This is a genomic window from Paenibacillus sp. 2TAF8, from assembly GCF_052114825.1.
Lineage (GTDB): Bacteria > Bacillota > Bacilli > Paenibacillales > Paenibacillaceae > Paenibacillus.
This window is the reverse complement of sequence record NZ_JBFRFN010000004.1, coordinates 1-18,826: the sequence shown is the minus strand read 5'-3', so window position 1 is coordinate 18,826 and position 18,826 is coordinate 1. Positions and strand designations below refer to the sequence as shown.

Annotated in this window: 14 protein-coding genes; 12 read left to right on the top strand and 2 right to left on the bottom strand. The window is 50.1% G+C overall.

What is annotated here, in order from left to right:
* The first annotated feature begins 5 nt into the window (after positions 1–5).
* The 7 genes from AB4Z30_RS07385 (at position 6) to AB4Z30_RS07355 (ending at position 9,088) form a co-directional block, all read left to right on the top strand.
* Positions 6–650 carry a helix-turn-helix transcriptional regulator gene (locus tag AB4Z30_RS07385; RefSeq protein ID WP_441924827.1) on the top strand — a complete coding sequence of 215 codons (645 nt, stop codon included), beginning with the start codon at positions 6–8 and terminating at the stop codon, positions 648–650.
* Between the two features lie 348 nt (positions 651–998).
* Complete coding sequence (locus AB4Z30_RS07380; protein ID WP_441924825.1) at positions 999–2,942, top strand: methyl-accepting chemotaxis protein; 1,944 nt, start codon at positions 999–1,001, stop codon at positions 2,940–2,942.
* Between the two features lie 376 nt (positions 2,943–3,318).
* Positions 3,319–4,368 (top strand): ABC transporter substrate-binding protein, encoded by a 1,050-nt coding sequence (locus tag AB4Z30_RS07375; protein WP_441924823.1) that lies wholly within the window; start codon positions 3,319–3,321, stop codon positions 4,366–4,368.
* 194 nt (positions 4,369–4,562) lie between these two features.
* Positions 4,563–5,423: an ABC transporter permease gene (locus AB4Z30_RS07370; protein ID WP_441925341.1), complete on the top strand. Its 861-nt coding sequence runs from the start codon at positions 4,563–4,565 to the stop codon at positions 5,421–5,423.
* 1 nt (position 5,424) lies between these two features.
* Complete coding sequence (locus AB4Z30_RS07365; RefSeq protein ID WP_441924821.1) at positions 5,425–6,219, top strand: ABC transporter ATP-binding protein; 795 nt, start codon at positions 5,425–5,427, stop codon at positions 6,217–6,219.
* A 259-nt stretch (positions 6,220–6,478) separates the two neighbouring features.
* The gene (locus AB4Z30_RS07360) at positions 6,479–7,657 is read left to right on the top strand and encodes a winged helix-turn-helix domain-containing protein (protein WP_441924819.1); all 1,179 of its coding nucleotides are present in this window, start codon (positions 6,479–6,481) and stop codon (positions 7,655–7,657) included.
* A 69-nt stretch (positions 7,658–7,726) separates the two neighbouring features.
* The gene (locus AB4Z30_RS07355; protein WP_441924817.1) at positions 7,727–9,088 is read left to right on the top strand and encodes an MFS transporter; all 1,362 of its coding nucleotides are present in this window, start codon (positions 7,727–7,729) and stop codon (positions 9,086–9,088) included.
* 179 nt (positions 9,089–9,267) lie between these two features.
* Here AB4Z30_RS07355 and AB4Z30_RS07350 read toward each other — a convergent pair whose 3' ends face one another.
* Positions 9,268–9,849 (bottom strand): hypothetical protein, encoded by a 582-nt coding sequence (locus AB4Z30_RS07350; RefSeq protein WP_441924815.1) that lies wholly within the window; start codon positions 9,847–9,849, stop codon positions 9,268–9,270.
* A 30-nt stretch (positions 9,850–9,879) separates the two neighbouring features.
* Positions 9,880–10,413, bottom strand: coding sequence for a hypothetical protein (locus AB4Z30_RS07345; protein ID WP_441924813.1), 534 nt, complete (start codon positions 10,411–10,413; stop codon positions 9,880–9,882).
* Positions 10,414–10,622: 209 nt separating this feature from the next.
* Between AB4Z30_RS07345 and AB4Z30_RS07340 the strand changes: the two genes are divergently transcribed.
* From AB4Z30_RS07340 to AB4Z30_RS07320, 5 genes are all read left to right on the top strand, one after another.
* Complete coding sequence (locus tag AB4Z30_RS07340; protein WP_441924811.1) at positions 10,623–11,150, top strand: DUF6385 domain-containing protein; 528 nt, start codon at positions 10,623–10,625, stop codon at positions 11,148–11,150.
* A 39-nt stretch (positions 11,151–11,189) separates the two neighbouring features.
* Positions 11,190–12,533, top strand: coding sequence for a DUF6385 domain-containing protein (locus tag AB4Z30_RS07335; RefSeq protein ID WP_441924809.1), 1,344 nt, complete (start codon positions 11,190–11,192; stop codon positions 12,531–12,533).
* Positions 12,534–12,611: 78 nt separating this feature from the next.
* Complete coding sequence (locus AB4Z30_RS07330; RefSeq protein WP_441924807.1) at positions 12,612–15,068, top strand: glycosyltransferase; 2,457 nt, start codon at positions 12,612–12,614, stop codon at positions 15,066–15,068.
* Positions 14,995–17,055: a tetratricopeptide repeat-containing glycosyltransferase family 2 protein gene (locus AB4Z30_RS07325; protein WP_441924805.1), complete on the top strand. Its 2,061-nt coding sequence runs from the start codon at positions 14,995–14,997 to the stop codon at positions 17,053–17,055. Before AB4Z30_RS07330 ends, AB4Z30_RS07325 begins: the two co-directional genes overlap by 74 nt.
* 190 nt (positions 17,056–17,245) lie before the next feature.
* On the top strand, positions 17,246–18,826 hold a 1,581-nt coding region (locus AB4Z30_RS07320), incomplete at its 3' end, for a glycosyltransferase (RefSeq protein WP_441924803.1).

Below are 18,826 nucleotides of genomic sequence, written 5' to 3'. Positions count from 1 at the left end.
TGAACATGAAGCGTGAAGAAGAACGTACAACGCGTGAACGAATTCTGTTCATGCTGAAGCAGCAAGGAACGATGACGGCCCGCGATATCACGGCGGAACTGGGACTGACCGGAATGGCCATTCGCCGACATCTGACAGCTCTGGAGCAGGAAGGCTGGATCGAGGTGCGTGAGGCTCGTGCAACAGCAGGCCGTCCCTCCTCGGTATATCATCTGACGGATCGCGGAGACAGTTATTTCCCGAAGTCCTACTCTGCTCTTACGCTGGAACTGCTTGATGAACTGTCTGATACGGCAGGCAGCGGGGTTGTGGATGCCCTTTTTGAAGGTCGCCGTGACAAGTTGCTTCGCAGTGGCTTGCCGCAGATGGAGGGGCATGACCTCGCTGGACGTGTCGAGGAACTGGCACGGATTCAGAATGCCAACGGGTATATGGCCGATGCATCTATAGAAGAAGATGGTACGTATGTCATCACTGAGCTGAACTGCCCGATCGTACAAGTTGCGAGTGTGTACAAGCAGGCTTGCCGTTGTGAGCTGGAGCTATTTCGTTCCTTATTGCAAGCGGACGTCGAGCGCACCGAATGTTACGCCGATGGCGGCAAGAAATGCACGTACCAGATTCGTGAGGTATCGGGGAAGTCATTATAGCGCGGGTCATCTGTAAGATTGTTTCGAACGTCGAAGCAGTCTTTTTTTATCTGAAAAATCGGTTGTACATGATTTAGATACGTTTATGCAGGCTAGAATGAATACACACATGATATTTCATTATGAACATATACGAATGAAAATTGCTTGTTATACGAAGTTGTTTTTTTCGGATATTTTTTAGAAGCCGTATTTTACGGATTAAAAACTCCTGTGATTATACCGATATACATAATATAAAAATTATAGTTTCTAAAAAAAAGGGGATAGGTCATGGCTCAAAAAAAATCAGGTTTTCTTCGTTCAATACTCACATTTTGTTCTTTACGACAAACGGCAGGACAAATCATGTTGTCTTCACTGATCATCGTGATTGTCTGTGTTGCGGTCCTTTCGGTTACCTTCTATGTTCCTACATCTAATCAGGTTAAAAGCTATTCAACGAAGCAGCTCGTATTGGATACGAAATTGCTGGCCAAAGAAATGGATATCAAAATGAAAGAGCAACAAACCATCGTTAGAATGATTGCCGAGCAAGGTGCGTCAATTGGAGACAATAAAGAGCAACAGATGCAATTTCTCTCCAGTTTAAAAGAGCAACATCCTGAGTTTACTACGGTTCTGTATTCACCGGATGTAACAGGACAGTTTGCGATGGACGCGACAGGTAAGGAATATGACTTATCGAAGCGGCCTTATTTGAAAGAAATTGAAGCGGGTCGTCCGTATGTCTCTGAACCATTGATTTCTGTTGTGGATAATAAACTTGGTGTTGCCATTGGGTCGCCGATTATGAAAGATGGTCAGCCGGTTGGTTTCTATACTGCTGGTTATCAGATTAATGAACTGGTTGAAGGTGTAAGTGCATTTAAGCACGGCAACACGGGACAAGCGGTGTTGACAACAGCGAGTGGGATGTTTATCTATTCTCCGGATGAGACGAAGATTATGAATAGTAATATTACAGATATGGGCAACACCCATATAAATGAAGCATTTGCTGAAGCAGTAAAGGGTAATTATCTTGCGTTTGATTTTGAAACAGATGGTGTTAAAAGACTGGGCTACATGACTCAAACCGAACTAAATTGGGTTGTGGTTACATACATGGATGAGAGTGAATTTTCAAAACCAGTTAATGATCTGCTCGTACTTATACTTACAGTAGGAATCATCATCGTTGCGGCAGCGTTGTTACTTAGTATTTTAATCGCGACAAAAATTGTGAAGCCCATTCGTCAACTCACACACGGAATTGATCTACTGGCCCAAGGTGATCTGACGTATCGCATTCCTGTAAAAGGGAAAACGGATATTAGTGCAGCCCTGCATTCATTTAATAGATCCAGTGAGCAATTGCATCAATTAATGACGAGTGTTACGGATCTATCCGGACAATTAACCGATTCTGCCAAACAGCTCGCCGTAGGTGCTGAGCAAGGTTCCAATGCATCACAGAGCATTACGGAGGCCATTATGGTGGTTGCCGAGGGTTCGGAACGTCAAACATCAAGTGTACAAGATGGTAGCAATGTAGCAGAGAATATTGCCATGCAAATTAATGGCGTTGCAGAACATAGCTCTCATGTATCTACCGTTGCTTCGGAGGCTAATGTACTCGCAACGGACGGATCTGAAGCGATGCATAATCTGGGTAGGAAAATGGATGAAATGGAGTACGGCATTCGTGAGCTGTCCGGTACGATTCAGAACCTCAGCAGCTTGTCCACCTCTATTGGTGAGGTTGTAGGTGTAATCAGCAACATTGCTCGGCAAACGAATATCCTTTCCCTGAATGCGGCAATTGAAGCATCACGTTCTGGTGAGGCTGGTCGAGGATTTGCCGTCGTGGCCGATGAAGTTCGTAATCTTGCTGGACAGTCGATTGCATCTGCAGAGCAGATTGCTGGATTTATTGGGCGCATTCAGGTGGAGATCGAGCGTACACTTCGTGCTTCTGAGCAGACTGTTGTGCAGGCCACTCAGGGGAAACAGGCGGGCGAGGTTGCAAGTGAGCTGTTCACGAATATTCGCTCATCTGTGGAACAGGTCGCTGACAGCATCCGTAGTGTGACGGCAGCGGCAGAGGAGATTGTCTCAGGAACGGGAAGCCTGGTGGGCTCTATTCGCCTCATTGCTGATTCAGCTAGCGAGACTGCAGCAGAGACCGAAAATGTCTCCGCTGCCGCGCAACAGCAAATGGCCTCCATGGAGGAAGTGGCTTCCTCATCGGCAGAACTCGCCAACATGTCGGAGAAACTGCGGTCTCAGATTGAGAAGTTTAAATTGTAGATGGATATAAAGTGTTAGATCACGGCTTATGGATTAAAGTAGATATGAAAAATGAGACAACCCGCACCATTTGTGGGTTGTCTTTTTTTTGTTTTGTGTAAAGTTTTCTATCATGTATTTGAATTATACGAAAATGGAAGCGGTTCAACCATTGACGGAAGCCGGGATGCACTTTAATATTAGGAAAACAATAAAAGAGCATCACAGCATGGACTTTCAGTCGCATGCCAAAAGTCTAGAAATGTCTGCTTTTGTCGATCAAAGCAACAATGCGTTGAAGCGTTTGTTTTGTCCCGCTCTATTGTACCCAAGGGGATACGAGATAGAGTGCAATGGGAAGATCACATTTTAACCATTTTGAGAGGGGTTCTTACAGATGAAAAAGAAGTTTTGGATGTCACTAATGATGGTTGCTTCGATGATCGTAGCGGCAGGTTGCGGAAATAACAGTGGTTCAGGCTCAGAGTCCCAAGGATCAGACAGTACAACAGGCGGAGGCAGCGCCGAAAAATCATATCAGATTGCGATCTCCCAGATTGTTGAACATCCATCGCTGGATGCTACACGTGAAGGATTCATCGCTGCCCTGAAGGATGCAGGCATTGAAGAGAACAAAAACCTTAAGATCGATTATAACAATGCGCAGGGTGATTCCACGAATAACCTGTCCATTGCACAAAAAATCGCGGGTGATTCCAAAAACGACCTCGTGCTCGGGATTGCGACTCCATCTGCATTGGCTCTCGCGCAACAAGTAAAGGACAAGCCACTCTTGTTTGCAGCTGTGACGGACCCACTGGGTGCGAAGCTCGTGAGTGATATGGACAAACCGGGCGGAAATGTAACTGGTGCATCGGATACGAATCCAGAGGCGATTGTGCAATTGGCTGATTTTATCGCTAAAAACCTGCCGAATGTGAAGACGGTGGGATTGGTTATTAATGAAGGTGAGCCGAATGCAGTTGTTATGGCTAACAATGCCGAGAAGGCTTTGGCAACACATAACATCAAGCTGGTTAAAGCACCAGTGACCAATACATCGGAAGTTAAACAAGCAACCGACTCGCTGGTAGGCAAAGTCGATGCGTTCTACATTACACTCGATAACTCTGTTGTGAGTGCTGTGGATACGATTATCCAGACGGCAAACAGCAACAAAATTCCGTTCTTCTCCAGTGATCGGGATACGGTAGAAAAGGGTGCTTTTGCAACAGTAGGGTTTAAATATTATGACCACGGCTACCAAGTGGGGGAGATGGCTGCGGACATCCTGAAAAATGGAACAAAACCAGGCGACATGAAAGTGACCGTGCCCGACAAGCTGGATCTGATCCTGAACCTGAAAGCGGCTGAAGCTCAAGGCATTACAGTAACGGATGAGATGAAGGCGGAAGTGAAAGATCAGGCAAACAACATTATCAAATAATGAACCAAGGCCAAATAATTAATTTATTAAGAAGCTGACAGTGTGACAACACTTCGGCAGACGGATGCGAGGCGAAACGTGTATGCGGGTTCGCCTCATTCTTTTCGGATAGAGATAGACAAGGAGGAAGCAGTGTGAGTATAAGTTGGAATTCCATTGAAGGGGCAATTGAGCTGGGGCTGTTATATGCGCTGATGGCACTGGGTGTTTATATTACGTTCCGTATTCTGGATTTTCCCGATCTTACCGTAGACGGAAGTTTTACTACAGGAGGCGCGATAGCGGCGGTCATGATCTCCAATGATTACTCCCCTTGGCTGGCCTGTTTGGCAGCTATGGCTGGCGGTATGGTGGCTGGAGCTCTCACGGGTCTCTTGCACACCAAAGGCAAAATTAACGGACTGTTATCCGGTATTTTGATGATGATTGCTCTGTATTCGATCAACATGCGTATTCTTGGCGCACCGAACAAATCGATTATGGGCGTGGAAACGCCGTTTTCGGGTGAACATGTCATGATCCTGATTATCATCGTTGTGCTAGTATTTAAAATCATGCTCGATCTGTTCATGAAAACAGATATCGGACTCGCGCTTCGCGCTACAGGGGATAACAAACGCATGATTCGCAGCTTTGGTGCGAATACGGATGTAACGACCATTATTGGTGTCAGTCTGTCCAATGGATTGGTAGCCTTGTCTGGTGCGTTTATTGCCCAGCAATCCGGGTTTGCTGATATTACCATGGGCATTGGCATGATCGTCATTGGTCTGGCCTCCGTCATTATTGGCGAAGCAATCCTGGGTGCCAGAACGGTATTCTGGGCGACACTGGCAGCTGTCGTTGGTTCCATTATCTATCGGATTGTGGTGGCACTCGCCTTGCAGGTAGATTGGTTCGAAACGTCCGATCTGAAGCTGATCACGGCTGTGATCGTTATTATTGCACTCGTATTCCCAACGATACAGCGTTCGATAAAACAGCGTAGTCTTGCTCGCAAACGAACCGAAGAACTGATGCAATCCGGCGGCCAACAGGCGAAGGGGGGCATGTAACATGCTGCAAATTAAACAAGTCACCAAACTGTTTAATCCGGGCACAACGGATGAGAAAACTGCCCTGGTTGGTGTAAATCTAACGATGAATCCGGGCGATTTCGTCACGGTCATTGGCAGTAATGGCGCAGGGAAATCGACCTTGATGAATATTATTTCGGGTGTCATGAAACCGGATATGGGCGATGTGCTCATCAACGATCGTTCGATCAAGAATCTGCCAGAGCATAAACGCAGTAGCTGGATCGGACGTGTCTTTCAAGACCCGATGGCTGGAACCGCGCCACATATGTCGATCGAAGAGAACATGGCGATGGCATACAAACGCGGCAAAGGACGCGGGCTTGGCTTTGGGGTGACACGCGCGAGACGTGAAATCTTCAACGCGCAGCTGGAGAAGCTGGGCATTGGACTGGAGAAACGCCCGAATGCCAAGGTGGGCCTCTTGTCTGGTGGCGAGCGTCAGGCGCTTAGCTTGCTGATGGCAACCTTCACCCAGCCGCAGATTTTGCTACTGGATGAACACACGGCAGCACTTGATCCATCCCGTGCCGAACTGATTACAGAACTGACGGAGACACTTGTCCGCGAGATGAGACTCACCACACTGATGGTAACGCACAATATGGAGCAGGCCATCCGTCTTGGCAACCGTCTGATTATGATGGATAAGGGAAGAATCATTCTCGATGTCAGTGAAGAGCGTAAGCGCACGCTCACGGTGCCCGAACTGCTCGGTGAATTCGAGCGGATTAGCGGCAAGAAGATGGCGGATGACCGCGTGGTACTGGGATAAGCACCAGAGTGCAGGGATTCTTTCTGAAAATGCAATTCACATTCTTCCCCCAAAAGGGTTGAATCATGTGAAGTCAGATCCACAACTATCGTTGAGAAACAGAGCCCTTTGCGTTATCGCAAGGGGCTTTTTTTATGGTATGTTGAAGAGTGAGGATTGAAAAATACTTGAGAGATACATAGATATCTTAGAAAAAAAGATAAAGCAGATTGCTGATCTGTGTATGACATATATGAGAGCACACAAGGGAGGAACGAAAATGTCTCTTCAATTTGATGAGGGAACCTATACGGTATCTCAGCAAATGGATTCGATTCGCTTGCTGGCGAAGGAGTTTGCGCTTTTGCATTTTCTGTACGAAAACAAAGATAAGGCCTTCACACGCAGTCAACTGCTGGATCGGGTATGGCCGCTAGAATATCCGGTGGAGCGCACCGTAGATGATCACATCTATCGTCTCCGTAAGAAGTTGAAGCTCTGGGATGAAGTCAGTCTGGATACGGTTCGTGGTTATGGATATCGGCTTGCTTTACGGGAGAATAGAGCCGTGTTGCCCCCGAATCCGTCTATCCATGATCCCGAGATGCAGGAAGTTGTGCATGGACTGCTTCGGAAATATCATCTGTTCGGCCAGGGGAATTCAATCCAGATGCTGGTTCGTCAACAAGAGGCACTCGGCGTACGAATAGAACCGTATTATCAGTTGTACCTACATTTTATACAGGGAGATCTGGATTGGCTAATGAACACAGCGGAGTTTCCTATGGAGGAGCGTCTGTATTGGCTACTGATTTATGTCCATGCTCTCGTTGAACCTACGGAAAGTCTGATGTTGTACAAACAAGCGATTCATTCATCTGTTTTGCCTGCCGAGCACCGCCAGGAATTGAGAATTCTTAATATCATCGATATCTATGCCGAGACAGGTCAGTATCAGGAAGCCAAGAAGCAGTTGGAAGAAACATATCGGGTGATGGAAGCAAATCAGTTAATCTATTTCAAGTTACCCGTCAGTATTGCCGCATTGTCTGTTGAACTATGGGGCGGGAGCGGTGAGGCCGTTGAGGAACAGATGGCCGTTCTGCGCACGCAATTAAAAGACGCTCCTTATCTGCGGGAGATCGGCCGTTTCCAGGTGATGGAGGGCTTATGGCTACTGCGGCAGGGACGGGTGCGAGAAGCTGAACTGCGAATGGATGACGGTCTGGAAGTATTGAAAATGTCACTCCATGCACCGCTTTATCTTAATTCAGCGTATCAAATTCTCCTGTTCATGGATCATCACCGAGTTGAAGGGAGACTCCGCAATAAATACCAACAGATTTATACAGAAATCAGTAAATCCTATGGCGTGCCCGTATACGGGCAGCAGATCGTGAAGACGATCCGTCACTTTTTATCCGCTAATTCCTTATCCTCTGATCTTCCTCTGACATAACTCCCCTAAGATTACAGCCAAGGACATCATGTTCGCAAAACCGCTGTAATCAAGGGAGGAAGTACATGTATGACAGCTAACTCATCAAGAAACGACACATCCGATTCGTCTAAAGCAGGTAATTTATCTGGTGAATCTGCTGCAAAAACCTCAAAAAGCCTCTGGACTAATCTTAAGTTTGTGCGTCTGTTTATGGCTTACGCACTTGCCACCTTTGGCGATTGGTTCGATGCGCTCGCTATTCAAATCATGGTGGCTTACCGATGGGGAGCCGATCCGTTGATTATCGCACTGATCCCTGTCTGTATGGCTGTACCAGGTATCTTGTTTGGGTCGGTAGCTGGTGCTCTCGCTGATCGACTGCATAAAGTGAGAATTATGATTCTCTGTGATGGCATTACCATTGCGCTAACGGTGGGCATTTTATTCGCACCAAGCCCGGCATGGCTGCTGCCACTTCTGGCTCTGCGTGCGATGATGAGTGTGTTTCACGTTCCTGCCCAGCAGGCATTGACACGACAGATCGTGGCAGAGGAGCAGTTGTTCCAAGCCTCGTCACTGAACGGGTTTGTGAATCAGTGTGCCAAGATAGCAGGCCCCCTTCTGGGTGCAGTTGTATTAGCCTTTTTCTCTCCACAAATCTGCATTCTGATCAATGCGAGTGCTCGGCTGTTATCTGGCGCTGTATTATGGCCTTTGCGACGTTTGGTAGAGAAGAAAGAAGCTGTAGTAACCGATGAGCATAACGAAGAGAATCAGAAGGAACCCGAGACTTTCTTCAAGCAGTGGCAAAAGGGCTGGAAGTATTTACGCCACACCCACACAGTCAGGAATACCATCGTGTTTGGCTGTCTTGGCCTCATGTCTATTCTGATGGTCGAATATCAATTCACGACCCTGTTTCGGGAAATTAAGCCAGGTAATGAATCCATGCTCGGCTGGCTCGCTTCGTCGGTTGGGGCGGGAGCTGTTGTGATCATTATGCTATTAAATCGATTGCCAAGAATAGGGTACGGATGGGGTCTAGGCGGCGGATATTTCCTCATTGGCGCCGGAATTGCAGGACTCGGCTGGGTTGGTCCGGATACGTCGACAGCATGGATTATCATGTTGGGCCTGTGTACAGGTCTGGGGAATGGACTGTTTATGGTCACGATGAATTATTTACTGCAAAAAGAGACCTCTCCTGACTATGTAGGACGTGTATTTGGCATTCAAAACTCGTTATACAGCGTTGTGCTGGTCGCTGCCCCGCTGGCTGGCGGTGCGATCATCCGCTCGGCGGGACCGAGTCCGACTTTTCAGATGATCGGTCTGGCTACGCTAGCCATTGGTCTGACAGGCATCCTGTTCCAGCGTATGTTGTGGTCGCTTAACAGAAGATCCACTTCGAGTGAAAAGGTGGGATCTGCACAGCAAGGCGTCTCCTAAATTGCTTGTTTGCATCGCGGGAGTTCTTCAAACGGGGATACAGCTCAAAAGATGGACACCGTGTTGTGTTAAGTCCTTTTTGGATCGTTCCATATCCTAACATACGAAATAGCCGCATTCGGTCCTTATCCGAACGTGGCTATTTTTGATCTTTACCTATCAGATATGGATGCAGATATTCACACTTCCCACCAAGTGAAATACGTTGTGGAGGCTAATAAACCGGCAACGGAGAGTGATCCGGTGACGGAAAGATTTATGGCCTGACCGGGAGGAATGACGTATCTGCCAAACTCATTTGATTGGAATGGGCCAACTTGCAGAGGCATGGACATGATAGCGGTAGCACCGGATGGGGCTGCTGTAGAAAATCGAACAAGAGCAACACTTGTGTTACTGCTGGACAGATTACTGTTTACGGCTGTAAGTGTACTTGGCGATGAGAGTGTACCGTTTGCAGTTAGGGTCAACGTGCCGCTGAACGAAGACAGCAGATTGAGCGCAACAGTAATTCCACCAGACAAACGGGAAACATACAATGTTCTGCCGCTTCCAGTTGGATTGGCGAGTTGCAAAGTGGCCGTTACGCTCCCTCCAAGCAACCCCAGTGTGGTGGAGTTAGTGGAACCTGCATTGTACAGGTTACCTGTGCTGCCCGCACTATTCTCGGGTGGGGCAACAATACCGGGCAAGATATATGTGTTTGTATTCGACGTATAGACGGGGCGATTTAATGGATTAAACACATTATTATTTGGCACGTTGTGCACCACCTTTGATCTAAAATCTGGTTAGAATTCCCACCAAAACAGGTTTATTGCTCCGGTCTGATTACCAGTGCCCAAACTAATGGATAACGATTGTCCTGGGGGAACAACAATGGAGCCATTCAAATCCAAAGCATATAAGCCTGCGGTGAGCGGGATACTGAGCAGGCTTGTGAAGGTTCCGCCAAGTGTGCCTGTATTCTGCCTTGTTGTTACGACGCTGGTATTGGCATTGCCCAGCAGTGTATTTACAGGCACGGGTGTGCTGCCGATAGTCACGGTTCCGCCGGAATAGACTACAAGTGTAGCTGCTGCTGTTGTTCCCCCTGAGAGGCTCGCAATGCGTATCGTTCTGCCGCTACCTGCTGCATTCAAAATTTGCAGAAGTAGATTTTGGTTGGAAGGGATCAATGTATTGTTCGTGGTCAGGGCGAAAAAACTGCCTGCCGCAGCCGCACCCGTGTCTGGGGCTGCTCCGATTCCCGGGGCCGCAAATGTGTTGGTCAGCTGTGTGAATAAAGGGCCGTTGGACTGGTTGAACACATTCGTATTGGTCATCCCGCTTGACCTCCTCTGAACCATGGAATAGATGGAAAAAAGCCTATAGCCTGCGTTATTTCGCCTGTCCTCATTACTAGCATGATATGTAAAAGGAAGAGAAAGCGTTTGGGGATTACATCCGAATTCCCAAATAACGGCGGATGCCGTGCCCGTATTTCCCTTCCGGGCATACGATGCGTAAGCACATTTTTTAAGGGGAAATCGAGATGAGTCGAACAGCCAAGCGAAGCAGGAAGAGAACGAAACCCTCAGCCAAGCAGACAATGAAACCAAAAACTAAATATGTCAGCCGCCGCCCATCCCGTTGTTCTCGCCGCGCCAAACTGCTGAAGCCCCCTTGTTCCCGGATTACCCGTCCTAGGTTCAAACAGGGTGCTTTCTCACGCACGAAACTCCCTGGTGCTACTCACTGTTTTACAGAGCATACCTACACTGGAGCAGAGACAGGTCGTGGTGAACATGCCCTCCCGCCGCAGGACACCTCATCTCTGAGCATGTACAGCTATGGCGTGGTGAATCGTGGAAAACATCCAGCGATCGTTCAAGTTCAGGTTAGTCCGAATGCCCTAGATTATGCAGTGGATAGTCAGGAAGTCATTGAGGGGGGACAGACAAAGGCGCTGGTTCCCTTGCGATTTCTACACTATACCCGGCTTGTGCTCCTGCCTGTAGATCCGGCTCAGCCTACTCGGCTAGATGTATATTTTCAGGCACAGCGTATGCTCGTAAGGTAGTTTAATTACCCAGATTGTCCAGGGAGGAGGACGAGGCTCATGCCTAACTTTACAACGTTCAATACGAATCCGGATAACTTGAGAACACTGATTTTTGGTCAGGATAGTACAGGTACGGCTCAGCCCGTCAGAACAGATACAAGCGGGAATGTGGTAGGTATCATTCTAGACGGGACGATCAGTAACATTTCAGGTCTGACCACGGTTACCATTAACGCGGGTACAATCACCAACATTTTGAACGGTACCATCACGAACGTCCTTGGTGCCACGATTACAGCTGGAACAATCACAAGTGTGCTGGGAGCGACAGTAACAGCTGGAACGTTGACCAACTTGCTAAACGGTACGATCACGAGCGTACTCGGGGCAACGGTCACGGCTGGAACGCTGACCAATCTGTTGAACGGTACAATTACGAGTGTGCTCGGGGCAACGATTACCGCGGGAACGATTAATAGCGTCCTCGGGGCAACAATAACAGCCGGCACGTTGACCAACTTGCTGAATGGTACCATCACGAACGTTCTCGGCGCTACGATTACAGCCGGAACCATTACCAGTGTACTCGGCGCAACGTTGACGGCAGGGACCCTGACGAACCTCTTAAATGGTACGCTCACCAGCGTACTTGGCGCGACTATTACCGCGGGTACACTAACGAACCTGTTGAACGGAACAATCACAAATGTCCTCGGCGCAACGATCACAGCAGGTACAATCACAAATGTCCTCGGCGCAACGATCACAGCAGGTACAATTACGAGTGTGCTTGGAGCAACGATTACAGCCGGAACGATTACCGGTGTGCTTGGTGCTACCTTGACGGCGGGAACCCTGACAAACTTGTTAAACGGAACGATCACCAGCGTACTCGGTGCCACTGTGACGGCTGGCACATTGACGAACTTGCTGAATGGTACCCTCACAAGTGTTCTCGGTGCTACCATCACAGCCGGAACGTTAACCAACTTGTTGAACGGGACCATTACCAGCGTGCTTGGTGCCACGATTACGGCCGGTACACTAAGCAGCGTAACCTCCATCTCGCAAAAAAGTTTTCAGGAGAACCAACTTGTCGGCACACCGACTGCTAACACATTCACAGCGCTACCTGCTGTGACAACGAGTGTATTCGGCACATACTCCTTTTTCGTGTATAACAGGGGACCAGGTGTGAACAGGGTGGATGCCCAAGTGGAGATCAGTGCGAACGGAACCAACTGGTACACCGATGTGACTACGGTAACAGGGATTCTATCCGGTTCTGTAGATGTTCTGGTACCGCAACGTTTCCTGAAATACACACGTCTTTCTTATCGCTCAAGCTTGCTCGGTGCACCAAGCACGATTGACGTGTTCTTCAATGGACAAGGCACATAACCTGCTCTGCTGTCATATAGGTACATGGAGTTCACTTTAGTGGGCTTCATGTATTTTTTGTATTGGAGGTCACTGCGGATGCAGAACCGATTACTCGGTATTCATATGATTGTGCAAAATGAAGAGCAGTACCTGCCCCGCTGTCTCGATAGCTTCAAGCAAGCAGGCTTGGAATGGTTCATTACAGATACAGGCTCGTCCGACCAGACGCCTGAGATCGCCAGAACATATGGTGCGACAGTGCTGCACGCTAGATGGGAAGATGATTTTGCAAAAGCACGGAATATTAGCCTGCCCTTGGCAACCACAGAATGGATCCTCTGTCTGGATGCTGACGAGTATGTCATTGAAGGTCTGGAAGAATTGATGACTGTTCTGCCAGGTGTCCATAAGAGCATTACCGGATTGCGCATAACGATCGAAAATCAGTACGGCGAAGGGCCGGAGGACAAGATCCTGTCCCATCCGGTACGGCTGTTCCGGGCTCATCACGGTTACAGGTATACAGGACGAATTCATGAGCAGTTGATCTGTCAGGTTACTACCGGGCAGAGCAGTGATATTACACCGAATCAATCCACGAGAGAAACATATGCAGAATGGGATTCGCCACAAGCAAGTACGGCAAAGGAGTTAGCAGATGTATATATAGATATAAATGCTGATGAAGAAGTAGAGCCGATTGCTCCTTTGCGTCTGGGACATGATGGTTATCTCGCAACGATGATCGCTAAAGGTGATAAACCCAAGCGCAATTTGCGCCTGATTGAACGAGAATTGGCGGATCATCCAGCACAGCCTTTTCACCTGTACAATCTTGGCGTCACACGCTGCCAGCTAGGTGATCTGGAACAGGCAGCGGAAGCGTTCGGGGGATCGCTGAAATTATCCGAATTGCAGGCTCCATATCGGGCTACCTTGGTGAAAGATTTGGCCAAAGTACTGGCAGCACTGGAGCGATACGAAGAAGCACACATGCTGCTCACCGCAGAATGTCACCACTACCCTGCGTACGCCGATTTACATCTAATCTATGGTGAAATCCTTGAACGGCAAGGCTTGGAAGAGCGAGCATATCGTGCCTACGCACGGGCGAGTACCTGTGGCTCTAGACAGGATGATCAAGTACGGGCTAGCGGCGGTAAAGCAATAACTGAGCCTTACGTAACAGAAGCGGGCTCAGGTAGTTATCGGGCATATACATCGATGGCACGTCTTGCCCAGAAACGAGGATTTGAGCAAGAAGCGGTCCGACTATATGAGCTTGCATTGGAGCATCTGCCCACCTATAGAACTGCTTGGATGGGGCTGGCGGATGTGTTGCAACAACAGGCCATTTCAGATGAACAGATAACAGATCGGCTGCTTCATCTGGCTAATCAATTCAATGAGACACTTGGAACAGATTGTGCCGATAAAATGAACCAGTTGTGCCCCTCTTTAGAAAAGAAGACAGGGCCAGGACGGATGCAACTAAAAATACAAATGCAAATGCAAATAATCTATGCCCTTGCTGGATGTGGAGCGTATAAGCATGCACTGCATTTACTCCGCGGTGAGACATCCAATGTTCATATCCCGGCAGGTGATCAACTTCACTGGCTGCTGTGTGCAGGCCAAGTCACAGATGCATGGCATCTCGCTGAGGACTGTTGGGGAGAGCGAGACAGGGAACGTCGCGAGCGGACCTGTAGCTCTTCCATTAGCGTGACAGGGGCTCAAGATGATCCCTATCCAAGCCCTCGAGTAGAAGAACGGAGTGACTGGGCGCTGGCTTGCTGGGCTAGCGGAAGGCGGTTGTCTTCCTCTTTTCTCGCTAAATCACCCGCAGCTGAAAGGGATATGTGGAAGGTGGCAGACCGTTTGTTAATAGGGCATACGCCAAGTGTAGCTGCCTTTACTCCTGTACAGGAGGTGCCGGATGGGCAGCTTTTGCAGTGGAGTGAACATGCACAATGGGCTGCGAAACAAATGGTGACCCGTGCGATTCAGAGCGGCCAACTGGTCATCGCAAAGCAGCTCTATGAACGTCTGGCTCGCATCATGTCAGAGCGTGACAGGACAGAAATGGCGATTCGGCGAAGCTACGCGGGTCTACTGTATCGGCATGGATATACAATGATGGCTGCCGAGATGCTGATTCAGTGTATGACAGAAGGGGAACTCGATGCGGAGGGGCTTTTCTGGCTGGGCGAGACGCTATATGCGAAAGGGCACTTGGAGCAGGCACTTTCGCTCTTCGAACAGGCACTAGAACGTGAGCCGGAATTCAGTCAGGCCCGTGCTGGGGCAGCGGTCTGTTACTTACAGCTCGCCCTTGATTTGATTGTTCAGGAGCAGAAACGTTCCCCGGAAGCATCAGTGCTTGCAGCTCAACAGATCGTTTTGGAGCAGCAGCTGCGAACAGCGGACGGTATACCTTGGCGAACGGTGTATCATGCAAAGGAAAGGAGGAATCACTATGCAGGCACATCGGCATCAGAGACAGCAGAGTCAGACGCAGCGAATCTCCCTGTGCATGATCGTGAAGGATGAAGAAGAAATGCTGCCGAGTTGTCTTGAAAGTGTACGCGGTGCGGTGGATGAAATCATTGTGGTGGATACCGGATCGTCAGACCGCAGCAAAGCCATTGCACAGGAACATGGTGCGATGGTGGTTGACTTTACGTGGTGCGATGATTTTGCCGCAGCACGAAATGCTGGCCTGGAGCGGGCTTCCGGCGACTGGATTCTCTTCCTCGATGCGGACGAAGCGCTGGAAGCAACAGCTCGGGAGCAGATCAGAAGCTGGACGGCAGTCAGCGGATGCGACGGATTGTTTTTGAACATTCATAACTATACGGGTTCGGGTCAGCAGGGTGCGACGGTTAATCCGGTGCTGCGTCTGTTTCGCAATGCTCCTGAGCATCGGTTCAAAGGTCGCATCCATGAGCAGATTGCGGCGGCAATTTGTGAGCGGAATCCGGAGGCTGCATTTCATATCACGGACATGGTGATTCACCATTACGGGTATCAGACGGTGGTTGTGGAACGCAAGGACAAGGTGAATCGCAACTTGCGTTTGCTGCAACAGGCGGTGGTGGAAGAGCCGGAGCAGCCTTTTCATCACTATAATCTGGGCGTGGAGTATTTACGTGTGGGTGAAGCGGAGCAAGCACTGGATTCATTCGGTAAAGCCCGGAAGATGATTGATCCCGCAGTGACCAGTTATGCTCATTTGCTGTTGAAATACGAAGTCCGCTGTCTGGAGCATTTGCAGCGCTGGCAGGAGGCGTTGGGGCTTGTCGATGCGGCGCTGGAACTGTTTCCAGAATACACAGATCTGATACACCATCGTGCGATTTGCGCGGATGCTTTGGGGGACCCGGAAGCTGCAGAGAAATCGCTTCGTGAAGCTATTCGGCAGGGGCCGCCGCCAGCGATTTTCCACACAGAAGAAGGGATGGGCACATACCAGACATGGTACACGTTGGGTCGTCTGCTGGAAGGGAAGGCCGATCTTGAGGGAGCTGTGGATGCCTATGTGGAAGCCGTGCGTGCGAAATCGAGCCTGCTACCGCCACTCTATCGCATATTTCGAATGATGCGCGTATCAGGGCAGGAGCGCCAGATTTCATCGGTGGTTAAGTCGCGTTTTTCCATGCATTCAGAGGAAGCTTTGACGAAGGTGCTAGGCATTCTGGAGCAGTGTCATTGTTACGATGCAGCGCTTGAACTGCTTGAACAGATGCCGTCTGGCTCTTCCGGCGAGCAACGTGAGAAACGTTCTGTAGCTGAGGCTATTTTGCATGTGCAGCGAGGGGACTGGAGTACAGCGCGTTTGAAACTCGAAACCGTGAAGCGGAAAAAGGGGTCGCTCGCACCTATGGCTGCCCGTTGGCTCGAACGTTTGCAATGGCTGGATGGGAAAGAGGAACAGGAGACGAGCGGACAGGATGAAGTCACCCTTTGGCTGAAAAAAGGCTCACATACAGGCGAGGGCAGGGAGATTACATCTGATGCAGAGCCTGGGTTGGCCGGAAGGTGGAAGGCCGTAGCTGAGGCGAGAGATAGAGGTGTAATCAGGAATGAAGCTAGACTTGAGGGTACGACGGCCTCAGATTATGGAGGGCTGTACGACGGTTGGCAAGCACTCGGGCTGATGCTGGAAGGGTGTGTTCAGTCCGGAAGATGGCAAGATCTCCATGGATTGATTCACCGGGGGCGACAGCTGCTGGTTGAAGTGGATAGTACAACTGAAAGAAGGTTGGAGCAGGAGAATAGTCAAGGAGAACAAGTTGAAAGAGAGATAACAGATGCCAAAGGAGGATGGTTTCGTGAACCCTTTTCAGGAGCTTCGGATACGCCCGCCGGAACGAGCTGGCTTGTGAAAGGGCTAGTTCGTGCAGCCGATTGTCATCTGGCGCAGCTTGTGTCTGATCGGGAACAGATGGAACCTGGGAAAAGGCAGCGTCATTCGTACTGGCCTGTCATTCAGCGTATTCGGCTGGAGTTGCCGGGGGCAGACGGGTTTGAGGGCTAGGATAAGGACGGAAGACGGTAGCAGAAGGAAAGAAGCAAGTAGGGATACAGAGGGTAAGGAAAGCTATGGAAGTTGAGCGTACAAAGAAATGTAAAATGAAATGCATAAAAACAATTGAAAGAAAGAGAAAAGTTTGGGAAACGGGGCTGGTTTTAAGGTTGGGGAGAGGCCTTGCGGGGAGGGGCATCGGGTGAAGAACGGCATCAGCTTATGCATGATCGTGAAGGATGAACGTGCGTTTTTGGATCGTTGTCTGTGCTCTGTAAGTGAAATGGTAGATGAGATCATTATCGTGGATACAGGCTCGACAGATGATTCGCCCACGATTGCCCGGCGGCATGATGCAACGGTCATTGGTATAGAGTGGAGTGGGGATTTTAGCCAGGCGCGTAATCTTTCGCTTGCCGCAGCAAGTTATTCGTGGATTTTGGTACTGGATGCCGATGAAATGTGGATGCATACGTTACGAACAAAGTCGGAGTTCATGGATTGGTTGGAAGCAGGGAGTGAAGAGATCTGGGGTTACTGGATTAAAGTAACGAGTCTGCTGGGAGACTCAGGAGAAGAGCGTGTAACGGATGAGGTATGCCGTCTATTTCGGAATGACCCCAGGATTGGCTTTCGTGGACGAATCCATGAGGAAGCTGCTTCTTCCATTCTTGCTCTGATGCCGCAAGGCATTCGTCAGTCGGATATAGAGGTTGTGCATTATGGTTATTTGGATGCAGTCATTACCGCTAAGCGAAAAGATGTGCGTAACATGAGCCTGATTCGACTGGCCTTGCAGCAGACACCGGATCAGCCGGAACTGCTCTATGCGCTAGCTACGGAGTGGTTTCAGCAAGGGAAATATAACGAAGCACTCCGATTGTTGTTACCACTGCTGGCAAGACTTGATCCAGCATGTGGATATCATTCGGATGTGATGCTGAAAACAGCTTACGCTTGGAGAGAGTTGGGGCGGCCTGAACGAGCACTCTCTGTGGTGGAGACTTGGGCATCGTTGTATGGTGATTTCCCGGATCTGTTGGAGCTTGCGGCTGTGCTGGAATTGGATCAGGGGCGGGCAGATATGGCACTGGGCTGGTTGAGGAAGGCGAAAAGTGCTGTGCCGTCAGCAGGACGGTATACCTCGGTGTCTGGCGCCGGAAGCTACCGCAGCCTGACATTGGAGGGAATGGCACATGAACATGCTGGCCGCTGGACAGAAGCGGAAGAGGCCTATACGGCAGCGCTGGGTATGCAGCCGAATCATGGGGCGGCATGGCAGCGTCTGCTGCTGCTCGGCGCAGCCACGGAGCGGCCGCAGGCCATTGCCCGCGCAGCCGATAGGGTGAGCTTGCCGCTGGCGGCGTGGCAAGCATTGGTCGCGGCCGCGCTGGCTGCGCATCGGCCGGAATGGCTGTTGCGCCATGCGGCCGCGCTGGGCCCGGCACTGCGCGCGCAGCCGCTTGCTACTGGGCTGGCACTTGCGCAGCTGGGCGAGTGTGCAGCTGCCAGCGCGGCGTTGCGGCTGTGGGCAACGCATGCGCAGCACGGGCCAGAGGCCACGCTGGCGCTATGGGCGCTGGGCCACAAGCAGCGGGGCATGCCCGTGCGCACGGCGGCGCCGCACATGCAGGCAGCCGTGCCGGAAGCGGCGCGTGCAGCTGAGGCGCTGCTGCGAGGCGAGGGCGCAGCAGCGTGTGGCGCAGCCAACTGCGCGGCGATGCCCGCGCATGCGCTCGCCGCCGTAGGCGCCTGGCCCGCATGGCTGCGCCTGCTGCAGGCC

Bases quoted from the DNA above. Each gene is read 5' to 3' on its own strand.
- AB4Z30_RS07385 (WP_441924827.1), top strand. From the start codon at position 6: ATGAAGCGTGAAGAAGAACGTACAACGCGTGAACGAATTCTGTTCATG.
- AB4Z30_RS07380 (WP_441924825.1), top strand. From the start codon at position 999: ATGTTGTCTTCACTGATCATCGTGATTGTCTGTGTTGCGGTCCTTTCG.
- AB4Z30_RS07375 (WP_441924823.1), top strand. From the start codon at position 3,319: ATGAAAAAGAAGTTTTGGATGTCACTAATGATGGTTGCTTCGATGATC.
- AB4Z30_RS07370 (WP_441925341.1), top strand. From the start codon at position 4,563: ATGGCACTGGGTGTTTATATTACGTTCCGTATTCTGGATTTTCCCGAT.
- AB4Z30_RS07365 (WP_441924821.1), top strand. From the start codon at position 5,425: ATGCTGCAAATTAAACAAGTCACCAAACTGTTTAATCCGGGCACAACG.
- AB4Z30_RS07360 (WP_441924819.1), top strand. From the start codon at position 6,479: ATGTCTCTTCAATTTGATGAGGGAACCTATACGGTATCTCAGCAAATG.
- AB4Z30_RS07355 (WP_441924817.1), top strand. From the start codon at position 7,727: ATGACAGCTAACTCATCAAGAAACGACACATCCGATTCGTCTAAAGCA.
- AB4Z30_RS07345 (WP_441924813.1), bottom strand. From the start codon at position 10,413: ATGACCAATACGAATGTGTTCAACCAGTCCAACGGCCCTTTATTCACA.
- AB4Z30_RS07340 (WP_441924811.1), top strand. From the start codon at position 10,623: ATGAGTCGAACAGCCAAGCGAAGCAGGAAGAGAACGAAACCCTCAGCC.
- AB4Z30_RS07335 (WP_441924809.1), top strand. From the start codon at position 11,190: ATGCCTAACTTTACAACGTTCAATACGAATCCGGATAACTTGAGAACA.
- AB4Z30_RS07330 (WP_441924807.1), top strand. From the start codon at position 12,612: ATGCAGAACCGATTACTCGGTATTCATATGATTGTGCAAAATGAAGAG.
- AB4Z30_RS07325 (WP_441924805.1), top strand. From the start codon at position 14,995: ATGCAGGCACATCGGCATCAGAGACAGCAGAGTCAGACGCAGCGAATC.